This is a genomic window from Halostagnicola bangensis, from assembly GCF_054653435.1.
The window spans coordinates 749,753-763,988 of the sequence record NZ_BAAIGG010000002.1 but is presented as its reverse complement, the minus strand read 5'-3'; the positions used below and the strand labels follow the sequence as shown (position 1 = coordinate 763,988).

The window sequence follows — 14,236 nt, the reverse complement described above, 5'->3', positions numbered from 1 at the left end:
GTGACTCGGTGTTCGCTCCTATCAATCAATTTTGAGCAATTCGTTACCGCAGTTCGGCTTTCTCGAGTTCGTCGAACAAATCACCGACCCGCCTCCGAACCTCTTGACGGATCTCGTGGACTTCCTCGAGCGCTCGCCCGTGAGGGTCCGGTAGGTCCCAATCTCGAACGTCCGTTTCGGCGTCGATCTCGAGCGTCGAACAGCCCATGGTCGCGACGTACGCACACGACTCGAGTTCCGCCTCGGAGATCTCTCGAGGCTCGCGCTGGGCGAGGTCGATCCCCTCTTCGGCCATCGCCTCGAGAACGATGTCGTGGACGGAGTCGGCCGGGTGGGTTCCTCCCGAACGGATTTCGACGTCGTCCTCGAGGTTTCGTCGGTCGCGCTCGCGTTCCGCGTACGCGGTCGCCATCTGACTCCGACCGGCGTTCTGGACGCAGACGAATCCGATTCGAACTGGATCTGCGGACATAATCGACGTCAGGGGGTCGACCACCGTAACCGTTCGTATGACTGCTATTGTGTGAAACGTAGTCGTCCTGACCGTCGATTGCGGCGGTGCGGACGAGATCATATTCATGGGGTGGCCCTACGCCGGGAAACTGGGCGCGATTGTCGCCAGATTCTTCTTCATGTTGCCGACGTTCGGCTCGAATCGCATCACTTCCGCTCGAGAACCGGGGGTTACCTGACGATCGTCACCGGAACGGGTGATCGGCGCGCAACCGTTTCGGCGACGCTTCCCAGGAGAATCCGACTCGCACCGGTCCGGCCGTGGCTCCCGACGATGATCTGATCGGCCTCGTGTTCCTCGACGTAATCGACGATCGAGCGAGAGATACCGCCGATGACGCGGTCCGTGTCGATCTCTACCCCGTGTTCGGCGGCGAGTTCGCTGGCGTTTTTTAAGATCTGGTCGGCCTGGTTCTCGTGGTGTTGTTGGATCTGGTCGTAGTTGGCCATCGCTCCGCCTTCCATGCCAGTTGCCGCGTAGAAGTCTCCCGGGTCGAGGACGTTTAACACCGTAATGTCGGCGTCGGGGAACTCGGTGACAGCGAACTCGAGTGCGTCGGTCGAACGGTCCGAGTTATCAACCGGGACGACAATGCGTTTGCTCATACGCGAAAATACGGTCGGGAACAAAATAAGTGTCTGCCCGATTCCCGGCTGGTTGTCTTTCTCGGTATCTCTATGTCTCTCGTGCGGCGTCGGGGTACGGTTCGAGTGGAAGCGCTGCGGCCGTTGGGTGGTATCGGGCACTCGAGAGAGAAATCTCTCGAGACGAGGTATACTGTCGGCTGTACGTCGTTTACGATTCTCGTCGCCCCGGGGTACGAGAATCTCCACATAGTTACAGCCGGCAGTGTCTCAAAATCGAGAAATCGGCGGTTTACTTCGCGTCGGTGCTACCGCCGTTGTTCGACGGACGGACATCCTCTGCGCCTTTGCCGCGGGTGTGAAGTCCGCGGTTCGATTTACCCGCGTTGGTGAGGCCGCGGAACGCGCGGTTGGTGTGGTTGTCGTTGCAGATCCAGCCGAGATCATCGTCGTTCTCGATGGCCGGGTGGTTCGGATCGACGAGGATCACTTCGAACCACTTCTGGCTGCCGTCTTCTCCGACCCAGTAGCTGTTGAGAACCCGCATGTTGGGGTATTTTCGGGAGACGCGTTCTTCACCCATCCGCTGGATGTTCTTGCGTCGACCGATTCGGTTGACACCCTGGCGTTTCGTTCGTCGACCCGCCTTGTGTCGCTGTTTCCGAGCGGTTCCCTTGCGGACCGAGACGCGCGTGAGGACGATTCCCTGTTTGGCCTTGTAGCCGAGTTCGCGCGCCTTGTCCAGTCGCGTCGGGCGGTCGATACGCTCGATTGCGCCCTCTTTGCGCCAGTCCTGTTTTCGCTGCCACTGCAGTTCACCGAGCTTTCCGTCGCCCGGGTTCTTCCATGCCTCCTTGATGTGGGAGTAGAAGCTTCGTGCCATTTGTGTATCTGCGGGCGTTTCCTGGTTCAGAACTCATCGAGACAATCTCGTGCGTTCCACATCCCGACCTGTGACGATAGTCGAACAGGTGCCCGCTGTCGCCCGCGGACCAGCGAGTCACGTGCAACTATCCAACTTGCGAGTATAAGGGCTTCGAAGCGTCGCGCCTCGAGTCGTGCGCTCGAGCCACACGCACCAGCTCGTCCCGGACGGTAATCCGTGACCCAAACTTTTATTCCACGCCTCGAGCCGCTTTCCGCTCCTCAGAGGCACCGAAGTACATATACATGTCTGTAAAAAACAACATGAGATGACGATCGAATCCCGGCGACAAAAAGACATCCTCCTCATGCTCTTTGCCGTGCAGTTCTCCCTGCTCGTCCTCGTGCTGGCGGCGTGGATGTGGCCCCTGTTGTTATTCCCGCTTCTTCTCACGTTTCACGTGATGAAATCCGAGTACTCCCGCCGACTTGAGGAAGATCACGACCGGGCCGAAGCCGATCCGGCCGACGATTGACGGCCGCTTCACTCCGACTTGAGATCGTAACAACGTGGTCACAGCTGGTCGACTACTCGGAGTTGACTGCACGCCCTAAACCGAATCTGCTTTCGAAGAATCAGTCGACGAAGTCGATATCTTCTTCCTCGGCACTCGCACCCTGTGGCTGGACGGATTCGCCGTTGGGCTGGCCGTAAATCTGGGGCGATTCGACGCCTGTTACGACGATCATGGTTCGCATGCTGCCCTCGAGACTCTCGTCGATCGAGGTCCCCCAGATGATGCGCGCGTCGGGGTCGATGCGGTCGTAGATCTCTTCGACGACGCCTTCGGCCTCTTCGATGGACATGTCGTTGCCACCGGTGACGTTGACGAGCGCGGAGCTAGCGCCCGAAATGTCGACGTCGAGAAGCGGAGAGCGGAGCGCAGTTTTGACCGAGTCCTCGGCCTTCGCTTCGGAGTCGGATTCGCCGAGTCCGATCATCGCGACGCCGCCCCGTTCCATCACGGTGCGAACGTCGGCGAAGTCCAGGTTGACGAGACCGGGTTTCGTGATGAGTTCGGTAATACCCTTGACCGAGCGCATCAGCACTTCGTCGCTGACCTTGAACGCCTGTTTGACCGGCAGTTTGCCGACCGAATCGAGCAGGCGGTCGTTCGGAACGACGATGACCGTATCGGAAACGTCTCGAAGTCGCTCGAGACCCGCTTCGGCGTTCGTTCGTCGAACTTCGCCTTCGGCCGTAAACGGCGTCGTGACGATCGAAATCGTGAGCGCGCCGGACTCCCGAGCCGCTTTCGCGACGACGGGGGCCGAGCCGGTCCCCGTTCCGCCGCCGAGTCCCGCGGTGACGAACACCATATCGGAGCCGTCGATCGCGTCGTAAATATCCTGTTGACTCTCGAGGGCGGCCTCCTCGCCGACCTGCGGGAGTGAGCCTGCCCCGCGGCCGCCGGTTTTCTGTTCGCCCATCAGAATCTTCGTATCGGCTTCGATTTCGACGAGGTGCTGGACGTCGGTGTTGGCCGCGACCAGCTTCGCCCCGTGAATTCCCTCTTCTCCCATCCGGTTGACGGTGTTTCCGCCAGCACCGCCACAGCCGACGACTGTAATATCAGTCTGGAGATCGTCGAGTACGTCGAGTAGTTCGTCGTCGGTCATCGTCCCCGAAGTATTGCCGTCGACCGCTTCGGCCTCGTCGGGGAGGTGCTCAGGCTCCCCCTCCTCGGCCTCGTCGATGGCATCGTCGATTATAGAGTCCATCCTTGCCCTTGACTTAACGATGGAGCATAATTACCTTTCCCCTACACGTCAGCCGTCTGTCTGACGCAGTAATCGCTTCTTACGTGTCGGCCACCTGATCGCGAAAAAGCTTCCTGACGGGCGCTGTAAGGACATATTACCGTCGCTAGAATGAATTCACAAGGGGAAGTACTCTGTCCGATCGGTACGAACGTCTTCAGGATTGATAGCTTTGCCGTCGACCGTGACCGACGACCCGTTCGCGAGCGCGCCGAACTTCGGTCCCTCCGGAACCCCCGCCTCGGCTGCGAGTGCCGGATCGAACGCTCGCTCCTCCGCAACGACGGTTTCGTCCTCGAGTCGAACTCGGTCGTACTTTTCCTCGAGAACGCTCGCGAGTGATTCGATCAGCGCCGGCGGAACCGTCTCCGAGGTGAACGCAGCGGTCGATCCAACTCGACTGCCCCCGTTCTCGGTCGTGAACGCGATGGTGTTCGCCTCCACGCTCTTGCGGACCCGATCGGGGTCGATTCCTTCCGCAGTGTCGATCAACTCCGCCGGAAGCTGGACCGCTGAAAACGCCTCGTCGGCCGCCTCGCCATCCTCGAGATCAACTCGCTTCTCGCCGAACCTGATTCCCTCCTCGACGGGGACGAGTTCGGACTCGATCGCGCGGACGAGCTCGATCGGCCGGTCGCCGACTTCCCGAAGCCACGTTTCGCTCGCGATTTCGTAGCCCAAATCATCGATGACGCTCTCGAGTTTCGGCCACGTTCCTTCGACGACCGCGAGTTCGGTTCCGCTAGTTTCGAAGGCCGCATCGATCACGTCGCGGTGCTGTTCGGGGTCGCCCATATCCTCGAGGGCCCACTCCGAGGCGATGTGGCCGACTGCCCACGGCGTTTCCTCGACGATCCGCTGGTATCGCGGGACGTAGTGGTTGCCGCCGAACCCCACGACCTGTCGCTTGCGATGGGGTGTGACGTCGCGGCTTTCTGGATCTCCGAGCTCGAGAATCGCGCGGGCGACGGCTCGAGCCCCGTCGGGATCCTCCCACTGCGGTTCGTCGCTACCGAGTTCTGCGAACAGCGAGGGACAGCCGACATCGGTTGGACCATGGTGCGTACACTCCATTCCCACGTCGTAGGCCTCCGGAGCGTGTTCGTCGAACGCCTCGAGGAGTTTCGCGTGGGCGTTCGGACATGTCTCCGCGAGCGCGTAGTCGTCGCCGCCGTACTCTGCGGGCCCGAAGTTGCCGGTGAAGTGTGCGGTCAACAGCGCGCCCGTGTCGCCGGCGTGTTTCGAGGCGAACACCAGCAGATCGGGGTCGCACTCGAACGCGCCGGCGGGGCGCTCGAGATCCAGATGACGTGTCTCGAACGAGCGCAGTTCGAACCCCTCGGTGCGATAATAGGTGCCGCCGCCGTCGGCGTCCGGTCGCGAATCATCCGACTTGGCCTCCCAGTCCCCTTCCTCGAGGAGGAACGAACAGATGTGGGTCGAGGCGCGGTCGGCCCGACTTTCGACGATAGCGATCACGCCACGGAATCGGTCGGGCTCGATTGAATACGTGACGCTTTCGGTCGTGGTGTCGCGTGACTTCGGCTAGATCGTGGGTGGTTTTCAGGGGAGCAGGAGGTAGACGAATACCGCGTACCCGACGACGAGACCGGCTCCATCGAGCCTCGAGAGGCGTCGCCCGTATCCCATCATCGCGACCAGAACGAGGGTAAAGACGACCAGAATCGGAAACTCGAACAGGAGCGTGCTCTCGGAGACTCGAATTGGCGTAATAAGGGCGAGAAGGCCGATGACCGCCAGCACGTTATAGATATTCGACCCGACGACGTTTCCGATTGCGAACTCCGTTTCGCCGCGGACCGCACCGACGACGGAGGCGGCGAGCTCCGGAAGCGACGTCCCGACCGCGAGCACCGTCAATCCGATGACGAGATCCGAGAACCCGAACGCGGACATGAGTTCGGTCCCGCCGGAGACGAGCCATCGGGAACCGACGACGAGTGCAATCAGACCGCCGAGAACAGATGCGACGTCGGAGAGCTCGATTCCGTCTTCGGCGTCGGGGTGATCGACGACCGGTGCCGGGTCGGCTCTCGAGGAGTAGACGAGATAGCCGGTAAAGCCGACTAGAACGCCGAGAAGGATCGTTCCCTCGAGGCGACCGATCACCCCGTCGACGCCCATGATGACGAGCAAAAACGCGGCGAACACCATGAACGGGACGTGTCGCTTCATCGCCACCTCGCTGATCGACAACGGGTGGATCAGCGCCGAAACGCCCAGGACGAGTCCGATGTTGGCGATGTTCGAGCCGAGGACGGTTCCAAGACCGATATCGGTCGAAACGTCGAGCGCGCCGGTCATCGCGACGGACAGTTCGGGCGCGGTCGTCGCGAAGGCGATTACGGTGACGCCCACGGTCGCCGCCCGGAGGCCGATCCCGAGCGCGAGCCGCCCTGCACCGGCCACGAGCAACTCTGCACCCGCGTAGAGGACAACGACACCGGCCGCGAGTAGGGCGATAGCAACGAGGAGTTCCGAGCCGACGGGCATTGGCCTCGCATACTCGAGAGCGGCGTATAAGCTGTCCGGATGGAAGGCTGTCTCCGCTGTCCAGAACAACGACGAGGAGCCGACCACAGGCAGGTGGTCGCCAGCCCTGAAACGTCTATTGTGCGAACCAAGAAAGCGCGACGAAACGCTGCCGAAGTCACACCGGTTATATCCCCGCCGTCACGAGCGTTGGTATGCACGTCTTTGGAATCATCGGAAACCCCATCGGCCACTCGCTCTCGCCGCCGATGCACGAAGCGGCGTACGACGAACTCGACCTCAAGGGACGATACGTTACCTTCGAACCAGAACCGGAGGATCTCGAGGCCGCGGTCGACGGCGCGGATGCGCTCGGCATCGAGGGAATGAACGTCACGATCCCGTTCAAACAGGACGTCCTCGAGGTCGTCGACGCGGACGACCTCGCGACGCGCATCGGAGCCGTCAACACGATCGACTTCTCCAGACCGACGCCGACAGGTCACAACACCGACGCGGTCGGGGCGATCAGGGCACTCCGCGATCACGACGTTGCACTCGAGGGTTCAACCGCCGTCGTCGTCGGCGCCGGCGGCGCGGGGCGTGCGATCGCGTTCGGGCTCGCCGACGCGGGTGCGACCGTCGATATCGCGAATCGAACCGAGTCGACGGCTCACGAACTCGCCGAGGTCGTCCCGGACGCAACGGGACACGGTCTCGAGTCGCTCGAGGAGTTACTCGCCGACGCCGATATCGTGGTCAACGCGACGAGCGTCGGAATGGAGACGGACGAGACGCCGATTCCCGCCGGGGCGCTCCACGGCGACCTCGCGGTGATGGACGCGGTCTACCGACCGCTCGAGACGAGACTGCTCCGCGACGCCGCGGCGGCCGGCGCGACGACGATCGACGGGGCGTGGATGCTCCTCTACCAGGGGGTCGAAGCGCTCGAGATCTGGACCGGGGAGGATGCCCCCGTTGAGACGATGAACGAGGCCCTCCGACACCGTCTGTAGGTCCCTTTCCTGTCTCCGGATCGAACGGGTTTAAGTGAGCGAATCAACAATGTTCGGTTAATGGGAATCCTTCAGAAGCTGAAGTCGATGCTCGGTCTCGGTGACTCGGGATCCGAATCGGCTCGTTCTCGAGACGTCGGGGTCACTGTCGAACGCGAGCGGACCCAGAGCGAGTCCGACGAGGACGGGGCTGACGATGCCGCAGCCGCCGGATCGACGGCCTCGAGTTCGACCGGTTCGATGACCCAGTCGACCGATTCGACGGCAGAGGCCGCAGAGCCGGCCGAAGCGACCGGCCCGACCGAAGCCGATGCGACGCCGACGACCGAAAAGACACCCGAACAGGGCGAACAGGACCCCGCGCCGGAGGTGGACGATGTCGACGACTCCGAAGCCAGCGACGACTCCGAGACCGTCGAAGACGACGACGGGATGGCCACCGACGCCGAGACAACCACCGACGACGGAGTGTCGGACGACGGGGACGAGGCTCCATCCGACGACGGCGAACCGGACGACTCCGAATCCGTCGAGGACGCCGCGGCGGCCGGCACCGCGGCCTCGAGTTCGACCGATTCGATGACCCAATCGCCGGACTCGGCGGCCGAGGCCGCAGAGCCTGCCGAAGCGACCGGCCCGACCGAAGCCGATGCGACGCCGACGGCCGACAAGACGCCGGCGGAAGACGAGCAAGCCGCCGACTCCGAATCTGATGACGAGGCCGAATCGGCGGCGTCTGAGGCGGCTGTCGACGGCGAGCCGACCGACTCGATCAAGGGAATCGGTCCGGCCTACGCGGACCGACTCACCGAGGCGGGTGTCGAAACCGTCGAAGCGCTCGCGGAAGCCGACGCAGCGGAACTGGCCGACAAAACGGATATCTCGGAGACACGACTGCAGGGTTGGATCGACAGAGCGCAGGTCCGATAAACCATCAGTTTGGCGTGTTCAGGTCGCTTTGGCGCGTTACAGCAGTCAATTTGACCCGTCTCTCCTCGAGACGACCCGCTGTCTCCCGACGAGTTGTGTTCCCATCTGGATTCCACAGAGTCCGCCCGCTTCTTTCCTGCAATCGTTCCCGAAACCGCAAGATGATTAGTTCGGTGACTCGTTCCCGCACGTATGACTGCGCCGCGGGTCGTGACATCGCTCGAGTCCGTTCGAGAGACCGTTCGATCCGAACTACAGCGGGCGGCCCGAGGCGAAACGAGTGAGGGAGTCGAGACGACGGGCGTTCGGGGTGGCGTTCGCGTTCCGATCGAAGTTCGCGTTCCCGTCGACGATCCGTTTCTGGCGTATCGACGAGCGCGTGAGGGGGCTGGCGGTGCGTTCCTCGAGACGACCGGCGGACAACCCGGCTGGGGCTATTTCGGCGTCGATCCGGTCGACAGACTCACCGTTAGCCGGGCGGCCGCGATCCGAGACGGAGACGACGATCAGTCATCGTCTCCCACACTCGCCGCTCTCGAGGGACTGCTCGAGGGCGATCAGCTCGTTCGTGGCGACTGTACAGTTCCTTACCCCTGTGGAGCGATCGGCTGGCTTTCCTACGATATCGTGCGCGAACTCGAAGAACTTCCCGAATCCGCCGTCGACGATAGAGACCTGCCACAACTCGAGGTGGAATTCTACGACCGTCTCGCCGCCTGGGAGGAACCGACCGACGGCGAGGTTACGCTCCGCGTGACCGCCTGTCCGCGAATCGATCCCGACGGCGATATCGAAGCTGGCGGAAAAGCCGTCGCGGACGACGCCATCGAGTCCGCGTACGAACGCGGCCGGGATCGCGCGCTAGAACTCACACGGGACGCGCTCGAGGGCGAGATCGATTCACTCGAGCCGCCCGTCTCGACACCGGAGGCGACGTTCGAGAGCGATTGCGGACGTGACGCCTTCGCCGGTCGCGTGTGCCGAGTCAAGGAGTACGTCCGCGACGGCGATACGTTCCAGGCGAACATCTCGCAGCGACTCACAGCACCCGCCGCGGTCCATCCCGTCGCGGCCTACGACGCGCTCCGGCGCGTGAACCCGGCTCCGTACTCCTGTCTGCTCGAGTTCCGCGCCGCGGATCTGGTGAGCGCGAGCCCGGAGCTCCTGCTCGAGCGCGAGGGCTCGTTCGTTCGAACCGAACCAATCGCCGGGACCCGGCCCCGGGGCGAGACGGCCGAGGAAGATCGAGCGCTCGAGGCGGACATCCTCGGCGACGAGAAAGAGCGTGCCGAGCACGCGATGTTGGTCGACCTCGAGCGAAACGACCTCGGGAAGGTCTGTGCCTACGGCTCCGTCGACGTCGAGGAGTACCGTCGCGTCGATCGCTACTCGGAAGTTATGCACCTCGTCTCGGAAGTCACCGGACGGCTTCGGGAGGGCGAATCGCTCGCCGACGCGATCGCGGCGGTCTTCCCCGGCGGGACGATCACCGGCGCTCCAAAGCCCCGAACGATGGCGATCATCGACGAACTCGAGGCAACCCGACGGGGGCCCTACACGGGAAGCGTGGGCATTTTCGGCTTCGACGGTCGCGCCACGCTGAACATCGTGATTCGAACCCTCGTTCGCCACGGCGACGAGTATCACCTCCGGGTCGGCGCGGGTATCGTCGAGGACTCGGTTCCCGATCGGGAGTACGACGAAACTCTCGACAAAGCTCGAGCGCTGTTGACCGCCGTCGACGAGGCCCTCGGGGAGCGAGCCGAGATGGGACTCGAGAGCGGCGGTGATGGCGAGGAGCTGGATCGGGACGATGGAGTGTTCGAGAGCGTCGGTGATGCTGAAGAACTCGAGAGCGACATTGGAGAGCCGGAGGGTGATCAAGATGAGTGATCGAACGACGATTCTCGTCGTCGACAACTACGACTCGTTCGCGTACAACCTCGTCCAGTATGTCGGCGAAGTCGCCGACGAGGTCGTCGTAAAGCGGAACGACGAGATCGACCTCGAGGACGTTTCGCGGCTCGACCCGACCGGGATCGTCGTCTCGCCGGGACCGGGAACGCCCGCGGAGGCGGGGATTTCGATTCCGCTGTTCGCGGAAACCGAGTATCCGGTTCTCGGCGTCTGTTTGGGACATCAAGCACTCTGTGCGGCTAACGGATCGGCGGTCGTCCACGCGCCCGAGGTCGTTCACGGGAAACCCTCGCTCGTCACCCACGACGGGGAAGGGATTTTCGCGGGCGTCCCCGAACCGTTTCGAGTCGGGCGCTATCACTCGCTCGCGGTCGAACGCGGGGAGCTTCCCGACGCGCTCGAGGAAACCGCCAGCACGGCCGACGAGCGCGGGGTGTTGATGGGCGTTCGCCATCGCGAGAAACCCCACATCGGCGTGCAGTTCCATCCCGAGAGCATCCTGACTCGAGAAGCCGATTCGGAGGTCAGGAAGGAGGGTGAGAGAGCTTCCGAAAACGGGAGCCGTAATGTTCGGACTCGAGGCGAATCGATCTCGCTCGAGGTCGGGAAACGACTGATCCGGAACTTCTGTACGTTTGCGGCGGAAAATACGGAGCGAACCGCAGAATCAAGCGGGGGTGACTCGAGGTAACACGATGTCCGAACCATCCGAAGAAGTAACCTATCACGTCGACGGCGACCTCGTCCCTGCATCGAAGGCGACCGTCCGCGTCGACGATCGGGGCTTTCGATACGGCGACGCCGCGTTCGAGACGCTCCGCGCCTACGGCGGCACGGTTTTCGAGTGGGACGCCCACGCGGATCGGCTTGAGGAAACCTGCGACGCGCTCGGGCTCAACCACGGGCTCTCGAGGGTGGACCTTCGATCGCGAATCGACGAGACGCTGTCGGCCAACGAACTCGAGGACGCCTACGTTAGGCTCTCGATCACCCGCGGCGTCCAGCCTGGCAAGCTGACGCCCGATCCCGCCGTCGACCCGACAGTCGTCGTCTACGTCGGGTCGCTTCCGCGAGGTGGAATCGACGGCGAACCGGTCTGGGACGAGCCCGCTATTCTCGAGACGGTCGACACTCGGCGGATTCCCGACGAAGCAGTGCCCGCTTCGGCGAAGACCCACAACTACCTCAACGGGATTCTGGCGCGACAGGAACTCGAGGACGGCGACGAGGCGCTCCTCTGTGACGGCGAGGGATTCGTCGCTGAAGGAGCGACGAGCAACGTCTTCTTCGTCGAGGACGCCACGTTGTACACGCCGACGACCGACGGCCCCGTTCTCCCGGGGATCACACGGCGCGTCGTTCTCGAATGCGCTGAGAAAATTGGCGTCCCCGTCGAGGAGGGGCGATATACGCCCGAGAGGCTCCGAAACGCCGATAGCGTGTTCCTGACGAATACGACGTGGGAACTGCGACCCGTCGGCTCGTTCGATGGGGGAGCCGTCGGCGGTGACGGGGCCGAGAGCAACGGAACCGGCGGCAACCGAGGGAACGACGGCGGGAGGGTTCTCGAGACGCTCTCGCGGGCGTACGACGAACGCGTCGAGACGCAGTGTTACTGACAGGTTGGTTAACTGGTACTGACGGCTTGATTGACTGGTACTGACAGGTTGGTTAACTGGTACTGACGGCTCGGTTGACTTGCTCGGCACGCGTTCCGAACCGCTCGACGGCACTCGAGCAATTAGCTCTCAACGTCAACGACCGCCGGGGACTCGAGGAGCTCCCGTTCGCTGTCGGAACACTCGAGGACGAACTCGGACCCGAACGCGTTAGCCGGGGTCTGTGCCCCCGACGGAACTGTTCCCTCGAGGACTCTTCTCGCGGCCTCGACGGCTGATTTTGCGGTCAACGCGTACGGGTTCGGCGTTCGAATCCGGCCCCGTACGGTTCGTTCCCCGTTTCGGACTTCGCCCCAGACGACGGTTTCGCCGCTCTCGAGCGTTGATTCGCCGGGTCCGTCGATCAGCGCGTCGATCGCCGGCTCTGCCAGTGTTTGCACCGGGCGACTCTCGAGGAGCCAGGCGGCCGACCCGAGGGCCGACATCGCCGGGTCGGTCCACGAGGGCATGGCGGCGTACACCTCGACGTTCTCGATGCCGGTCGTCTGAGCGGCGGTGACTACGTCCCCGAGCGGGATCGTCACCGCGTGTTCGGGGCCGTCGCCGAAGTCGATCTTTCGGCTTCGAAAGCCGATCGGTACCCGGACGAGCGAGCCGCTTTTGCGGATGACGTTAGTGGTTGCGCTCCCGCTGAAGAGCGTCTTCGCCGTGCCGCGTGATACGTCTCCCGGCGCGGGAATTCCGCGGCGCGAATCCATCCCCGCCACGCCGATCGCGAGTTCGTCCGCGCTCGGCAGTCGCTCGGAGAGAAACGCGGCCAGGCAGTCGGACGCAACCACGTCGAATCCGACCCCCGGAAGCAGGGTAATCCCCCTTTCTCGAGCGCGGTCGTCCTGGCGTCGTATCCGATCGAAGACGCGAAACTCACCCGTGATGTCCAGATAGTCCGTTCCCGTCTCGAGACACGCTTCGACCAGCGGCTCGGCTGTTTCGACGAACGGCCCGGCACAGTTCAGGACGGCGTCGAACTCGGCGAGGTGGGACGCCATGTCGGCCTCGAGGGAGAACGTTCGCCCCTCGAGATCGTTCTCGTGGGCCTGTTCGCTCACCTGCTTTCCGTCCCGGCCGGCGATTGTCGGCGATTCGCCTCGCGAAACGGCCTCCCGGACGATCAGTCGGCCCGTGTAACCGTACGAGCCGTAGATGAGGAGCCTCTCCATAGACTGTCATTGGAGAGGAGCTGGTTAAAGTTTAGTCAGACAATATGGCGTAACTAATGTGCGGTGTGTCTCGAAATGTTCGACTGGATTTTGGAGTTTGGTCCGCTTGGAAGCGCTCCCCCGCTCTTTTGTATTGGTGGGTTTCAGCGGATAACAACTCTGAAAGCCCCAGCCCCGCTCGCCGGCCCGTTCGGTTTATCGAATCGGGTCCGTAACGTTCACCACGATCCGACAAAAACCGGATACTGAATGGACCCAACGCGCCGTATCACCGGACTCGAGGCCGCTCCCAACGAGTCGACATACGTGTTTCGCGTCGTCGAGACCGATGGCGATGCGAACGAGGTTCAGGAGGCGATCCTCGTTCGACAGGACGGCGGTCTCGAGTGCTGGCTAAACTACTGTCAACACTTTACACACATCAAACTCGACAAGGGGTCGGGGGCGGCGATGCGAAACGGCGAGATAATTTGCGAGAACCACGGCGCGTACTTCGAAGCGGATTCCGGCGTGTGCACGTTCGGGCCCTGCGAAGGAGCCTATCTTCCCGATCTCGAGGTGACCGTTGACGACGGCGACGTCTATCTCACCGACGATTCCTACGACTTTCTGGGTCCCGGTCCGATTCCGGAGGACGAAGTCGATCGCACGTCGACGTCGAATGTCGAGTTCTGATCGACCTGTTGGTCCACCGCTTGATACGGTCGGTTGTCAGTCAGTTCCGGCCAGTCGGCACCCCGCTCTGGCGACGAACCGGTAAACAGGGACAACCGGCCCTATGAAACGCTGACGGATGTCTCTGCGGAGAATCGGTCACCACAGTCGAACCGGCCAACGGTACGATCTCACCACTCCGACTACCGAAGCGGCCCCGGCGAAACGAGATCCCGGTCCTGATTGTACTCGACTAAATCGAACTCGACGAGCCGCGGGAGGTGGTCGTGATACAGCGAAATGTAGACGTTGGCAACCCGTTGGGCCGGTAGCTCCGAGACGGGCTGGCCGGCTTCTCGCTTCGCGACTTCCTCCGCCGCGTCGGGAAGCGTAATGGATTCGCCGTAGTTTTGCATCACCTCGAGGAAGAGTCGTCGTCGCTGGTCGGTGAGCAGTTCGAACGCCTCGTCGACTGTCCCCGATTGGGCGTCCTGCGAGTCGAGCCAGTCGAGTGCTGCCAGGACGAACTCGGCGCAGTCGGTCGTTGAGTGGGCTGGCGTAGTCATGGATTCCTCGAGCCGCGGCGGGTCACGTGCAACTTCTA

The 14,236-nt window shown here is 62.7% G+C and carries 15 protein-coding genes; 7 read left to right on the top strand and 8 right to left on the bottom strand.

Annotation, left to right across the window (positions count from 1 at the left end; genetic code table 11):
- Positions 1–43: 43 nt before the first annotated feature.
- The 3 genes from ACYQ14_RS05465 to ACYQ14_RS05455 form a co-directional block, all read right to left on the bottom strand.
- On the bottom strand, positions 44–472 hold the full coding sequence (locus ACYQ14_RS05465; protein ID WP_459885652.1) for an arsenate-mycothiol transferase ArsC: 429 nt from the start codon (positions 470–472) through the stop codon (positions 44–46).
- 212 nt (positions 473–684) lie between these two features.
- The gene (locus ACYQ14_RS05460; protein WP_459885649.1) at positions 685–1,119 is read right to left on the bottom strand and encodes a universal stress protein; all 435 of its coding nucleotides are present in this window, start codon (positions 1,117–1,119) and stop codon (positions 685–687) included.
- A gap of 271 nt (positions 1,120–1,390) precedes the next feature.
- Positions 1,391–1,981 carry a 50S ribosomal protein L15e gene (locus ACYQ14_RS05455; protein ID WP_459885646.1) on the bottom strand — a complete coding sequence of 197 codons (591 nt, stop codon included), beginning with the start codon at positions 1,979–1,981 and terminating at the stop codon, positions 1,391–1,393.
- Between the two features lie 310 nt (positions 1,982–2,291).
- On the opposite strand from ACYQ14_RS05455, the gene ACYQ14_RS05450 reads away from it, so the two are divergent.
- Positions 2,292–2,498: a hypothetical protein gene (locus ACYQ14_RS05450; RefSeq protein WP_459885644.1), complete on the top strand. Its 207-nt coding sequence runs from the start codon at positions 2,292–2,294 to the stop codon at positions 2,496–2,498.
- Between the two features lie 100 nt (positions 2,499–2,598).
- Here the strand turns inward: ACYQ14_RS05450 and ftsZ are convergent, their stop codons facing one another.
- The 3 genes from ftsZ to ACYQ14_RS05435 all read right to left on the bottom strand — a co-directional run bounded on the left by ftsZ (position 2,599) and on the right by ACYQ14_RS05435 (position 6,297).
- Entirely contained in the window at positions 2,599–3,744 is a 1,146-nt protein-coding gene (ftsZ, locus tag ACYQ14_RS05445; RefSeq protein ID WP_283834430.1) for a cell division protein FtsZ, read from the bottom strand.
- A 156-nt stretch (positions 3,745–3,900) separates the two neighbouring features.
- The gene (locus ACYQ14_RS05440; RefSeq protein WP_459885641.1) at positions 3,901–5,262 is read right to left on the bottom strand and encodes a D-aminoacyl-tRNA deacylase; all 1,362 of its coding nucleotides are present in this window, start codon (positions 5,260–5,262) and stop codon (positions 3,901–3,903) included.
- A gap of 84 nt (positions 5,263–5,346) precedes the next feature.
- Positions 5,347–6,297 carry a calcium/sodium antiporter gene (locus ACYQ14_RS05435; RefSeq protein ID WP_459885638.1) on the bottom strand — a complete coding sequence of 317 codons (951 nt, stop codon included), beginning with the start codon at positions 6,295–6,297 and terminating at the stop codon, positions 5,347–5,349.
- A 194-nt stretch (positions 6,298–6,491) separates the two neighbouring features.
- On the opposite strand from ACYQ14_RS05435, the gene ACYQ14_RS05430 reads away from it, so the two are divergent.
- From ACYQ14_RS05430 to ACYQ14_RS05410, 5 genes are all read left to right on the top strand, one after another.
- Positions 6,492–7,292 carry a shikimate dehydrogenase gene (locus ACYQ14_RS05430; RefSeq protein ID WP_459885635.1) on the top strand — a complete coding sequence of 267 codons (801 nt, stop codon included), beginning with the start codon at positions 6,492–6,494 and terminating at the stop codon, positions 7,290–7,292.
- Between the two features lie 60 nt (positions 7,293–7,352).
- Positions 7,353–8,222, top strand: a complete 870-nt coding sequence (locus ACYQ14_RS05425) for a helix-hairpin-helix domain-containing protein (protein ID WP_459885632.1) — start codon at positions 7,353–7,355, stop codon at positions 8,220–8,222.
- A 192-nt stretch (positions 8,223–8,414) separates the two neighbouring features.
- Positions 8,415–10,115, top strand: coding sequence for an aminodeoxychorismate synthase, component I (pabB, locus tag ACYQ14_RS05420; protein WP_459885629.1), 1,701 nt, complete (start codon positions 8,415–8,417; stop codon positions 10,113–10,115).
- Positions 10,108–10,830, top strand: a complete 723-nt coding sequence (locus ACYQ14_RS05415) for an anthranilate synthase component II (protein WP_459885626.1) — start codon at positions 10,108–10,110, stop codon at positions 10,828–10,830. The genes pabB and ACYQ14_RS05415 overlap by 8 nt, the downstream gene beginning before the upstream one ends.
- Positions 10,831–10,834: 4 nt before the next feature.
- Entirely contained in the window at positions 10,835–11,758 is a 924-nt protein-coding gene (locus tag ACYQ14_RS05410; protein WP_459885623.1) for an aminotransferase class IV, read from the top strand.
- A 122-nt stretch (positions 11,759–11,880) separates the two neighbouring features.
- On the opposite strand, the gene ACYQ14_RS05405 is transcribed toward ACYQ14_RS05410, so the two are convergent.
- The gene (locus tag ACYQ14_RS05405) at positions 11,881–12,978 is read right to left on the bottom strand and encodes a saccharopine dehydrogenase family protein (RefSeq protein WP_459885620.1); all 1,098 of its coding nucleotides are present in this window, start codon (positions 12,976–12,978) and stop codon (positions 11,881–11,883) included.
- A gap of 249 nt (positions 12,979–13,227) precedes the next feature.
- Here ACYQ14_RS05405 and ACYQ14_RS05400 point away from each other — a divergent pair, with 249 nt between their 5' ends.
- The gene (locus ACYQ14_RS05400) at positions 13,228–13,653 is read left to right on the top strand and encodes a Rieske (2Fe-2S) protein (protein WP_459885617.1); all 426 of its coding nucleotides are present in this window, start codon (positions 13,228–13,230) and stop codon (positions 13,651–13,653) included.
- Between the two features lie 182 nt (positions 13,654–13,835).
- Here the strand turns inward: ACYQ14_RS05400 and ACYQ14_RS05395 are convergent, their stop codons facing one another.
- Positions 13,836–14,198, bottom strand: a complete 363-nt coding sequence (locus ACYQ14_RS05395) for a DUF7344 domain-containing protein (RefSeq protein WP_459885614.1) — start codon at positions 14,196–14,198, stop codon at positions 13,836–13,838.
- Positions 14,199–14,236 lie beyond the last annotated feature (38 nt).

What these genes read in the sequence shown, in the direction of transcription:
- ftsZ (WP_283834430.1), bottom strand. Translation starts at nt 3,744, where the DNA reads ATGGACTCTATAATCGACGATGCCATCGACGAGGCCGAGGAGGGGGAG.
- ACYQ14_RS05395 (WP_459885614.1), bottom strand. Translation starts at nt 14,198, where the DNA reads ATGACTACGCCAGCCCACTCAACGACCGACTGCGCCGAGTTCGTCCTG.
- ACYQ14_RS05450 (WP_459885644.1), top strand. Translation starts at nt 2,292, where the DNA reads ATGACGATCGAATCCCGGCGACAAAAAGACATCCTCCTCATGCTCTTT.
- ACYQ14_RS05400 (WP_459885617.1), top strand. Translation starts at nt 13,228, where the DNA reads ATGGACCCAACGCGCCGTATCACCGGACTCGAGGCCGCTCCCAACGAG.
- ACYQ14_RS05465 (WP_459885652.1), bottom strand. Translation starts at nt 472, where the DNA reads ATGTCCGCAGATCCAGTTCGAATCGGATTCGTCTGCGTCCAGAACGCC.
- ACYQ14_RS05430 (WP_459885635.1), top strand. Translation starts at nt 6,492, where the DNA reads ATGCACGTCTTTGGAATCATCGGAAACCCCATCGGCCACTCGCTCTCG.
- ACYQ14_RS05455 (WP_459885646.1), bottom strand. Translation starts at nt 1,981, where the DNA reads ATGGCACGAAGCTTCTACTCCCACATCAAGGAGGCATGGAAGAACCCG.
- ACYQ14_RS05435 (WP_459885638.1), bottom strand. Translation starts at nt 6,297, where the DNA reads ATGCCCGTCGGCTCGGAACTCCTCGTTGCTATCGCCCTACTCGCGGCC.
- pabB (WP_459885629.1), top strand. Translation starts at nt 8,415, where the DNA reads ATGACTGCGCCGCGGGTCGTGACATCGCTCGAGTCCGTTCGAGAGACC.
- ACYQ14_RS05425 (WP_459885632.1), top strand. Translation starts at nt 7,353, where the DNA reads ATGGGAATCCTTCAGAAGCTGAAGTCGATGCTCGGTCTCGGTGACTCG.
- ACYQ14_RS05410 (WP_459885623.1), top strand. Translation starts at nt 10,835, where the DNA reads ATGTCCGAACCATCCGAAGAAGTAACCTATCACGTCGACGGCGACCTC.
- ACYQ14_RS05460 (WP_459885649.1), bottom strand. Translation starts at nt 1,119, where the DNA reads ATGAGCAAACGCATTGTCGTCCCGGTTGATAACTCGGACCGTTCGACC.
- ACYQ14_RS05405 (WP_459885620.1), bottom strand. Translation starts at nt 12,978, where the DNA reads ATGGAGAGGCTCCTCATCTACGGCTCGTACGGTTACACGGGCCGACTG.
- ACYQ14_RS05415 (WP_459885626.1), top strand. Translation starts at nt 10,108, where the DNA reads ATGAGTGATCGAACGACGATTCTCGTCGTCGACAACTACGACTCGTTC.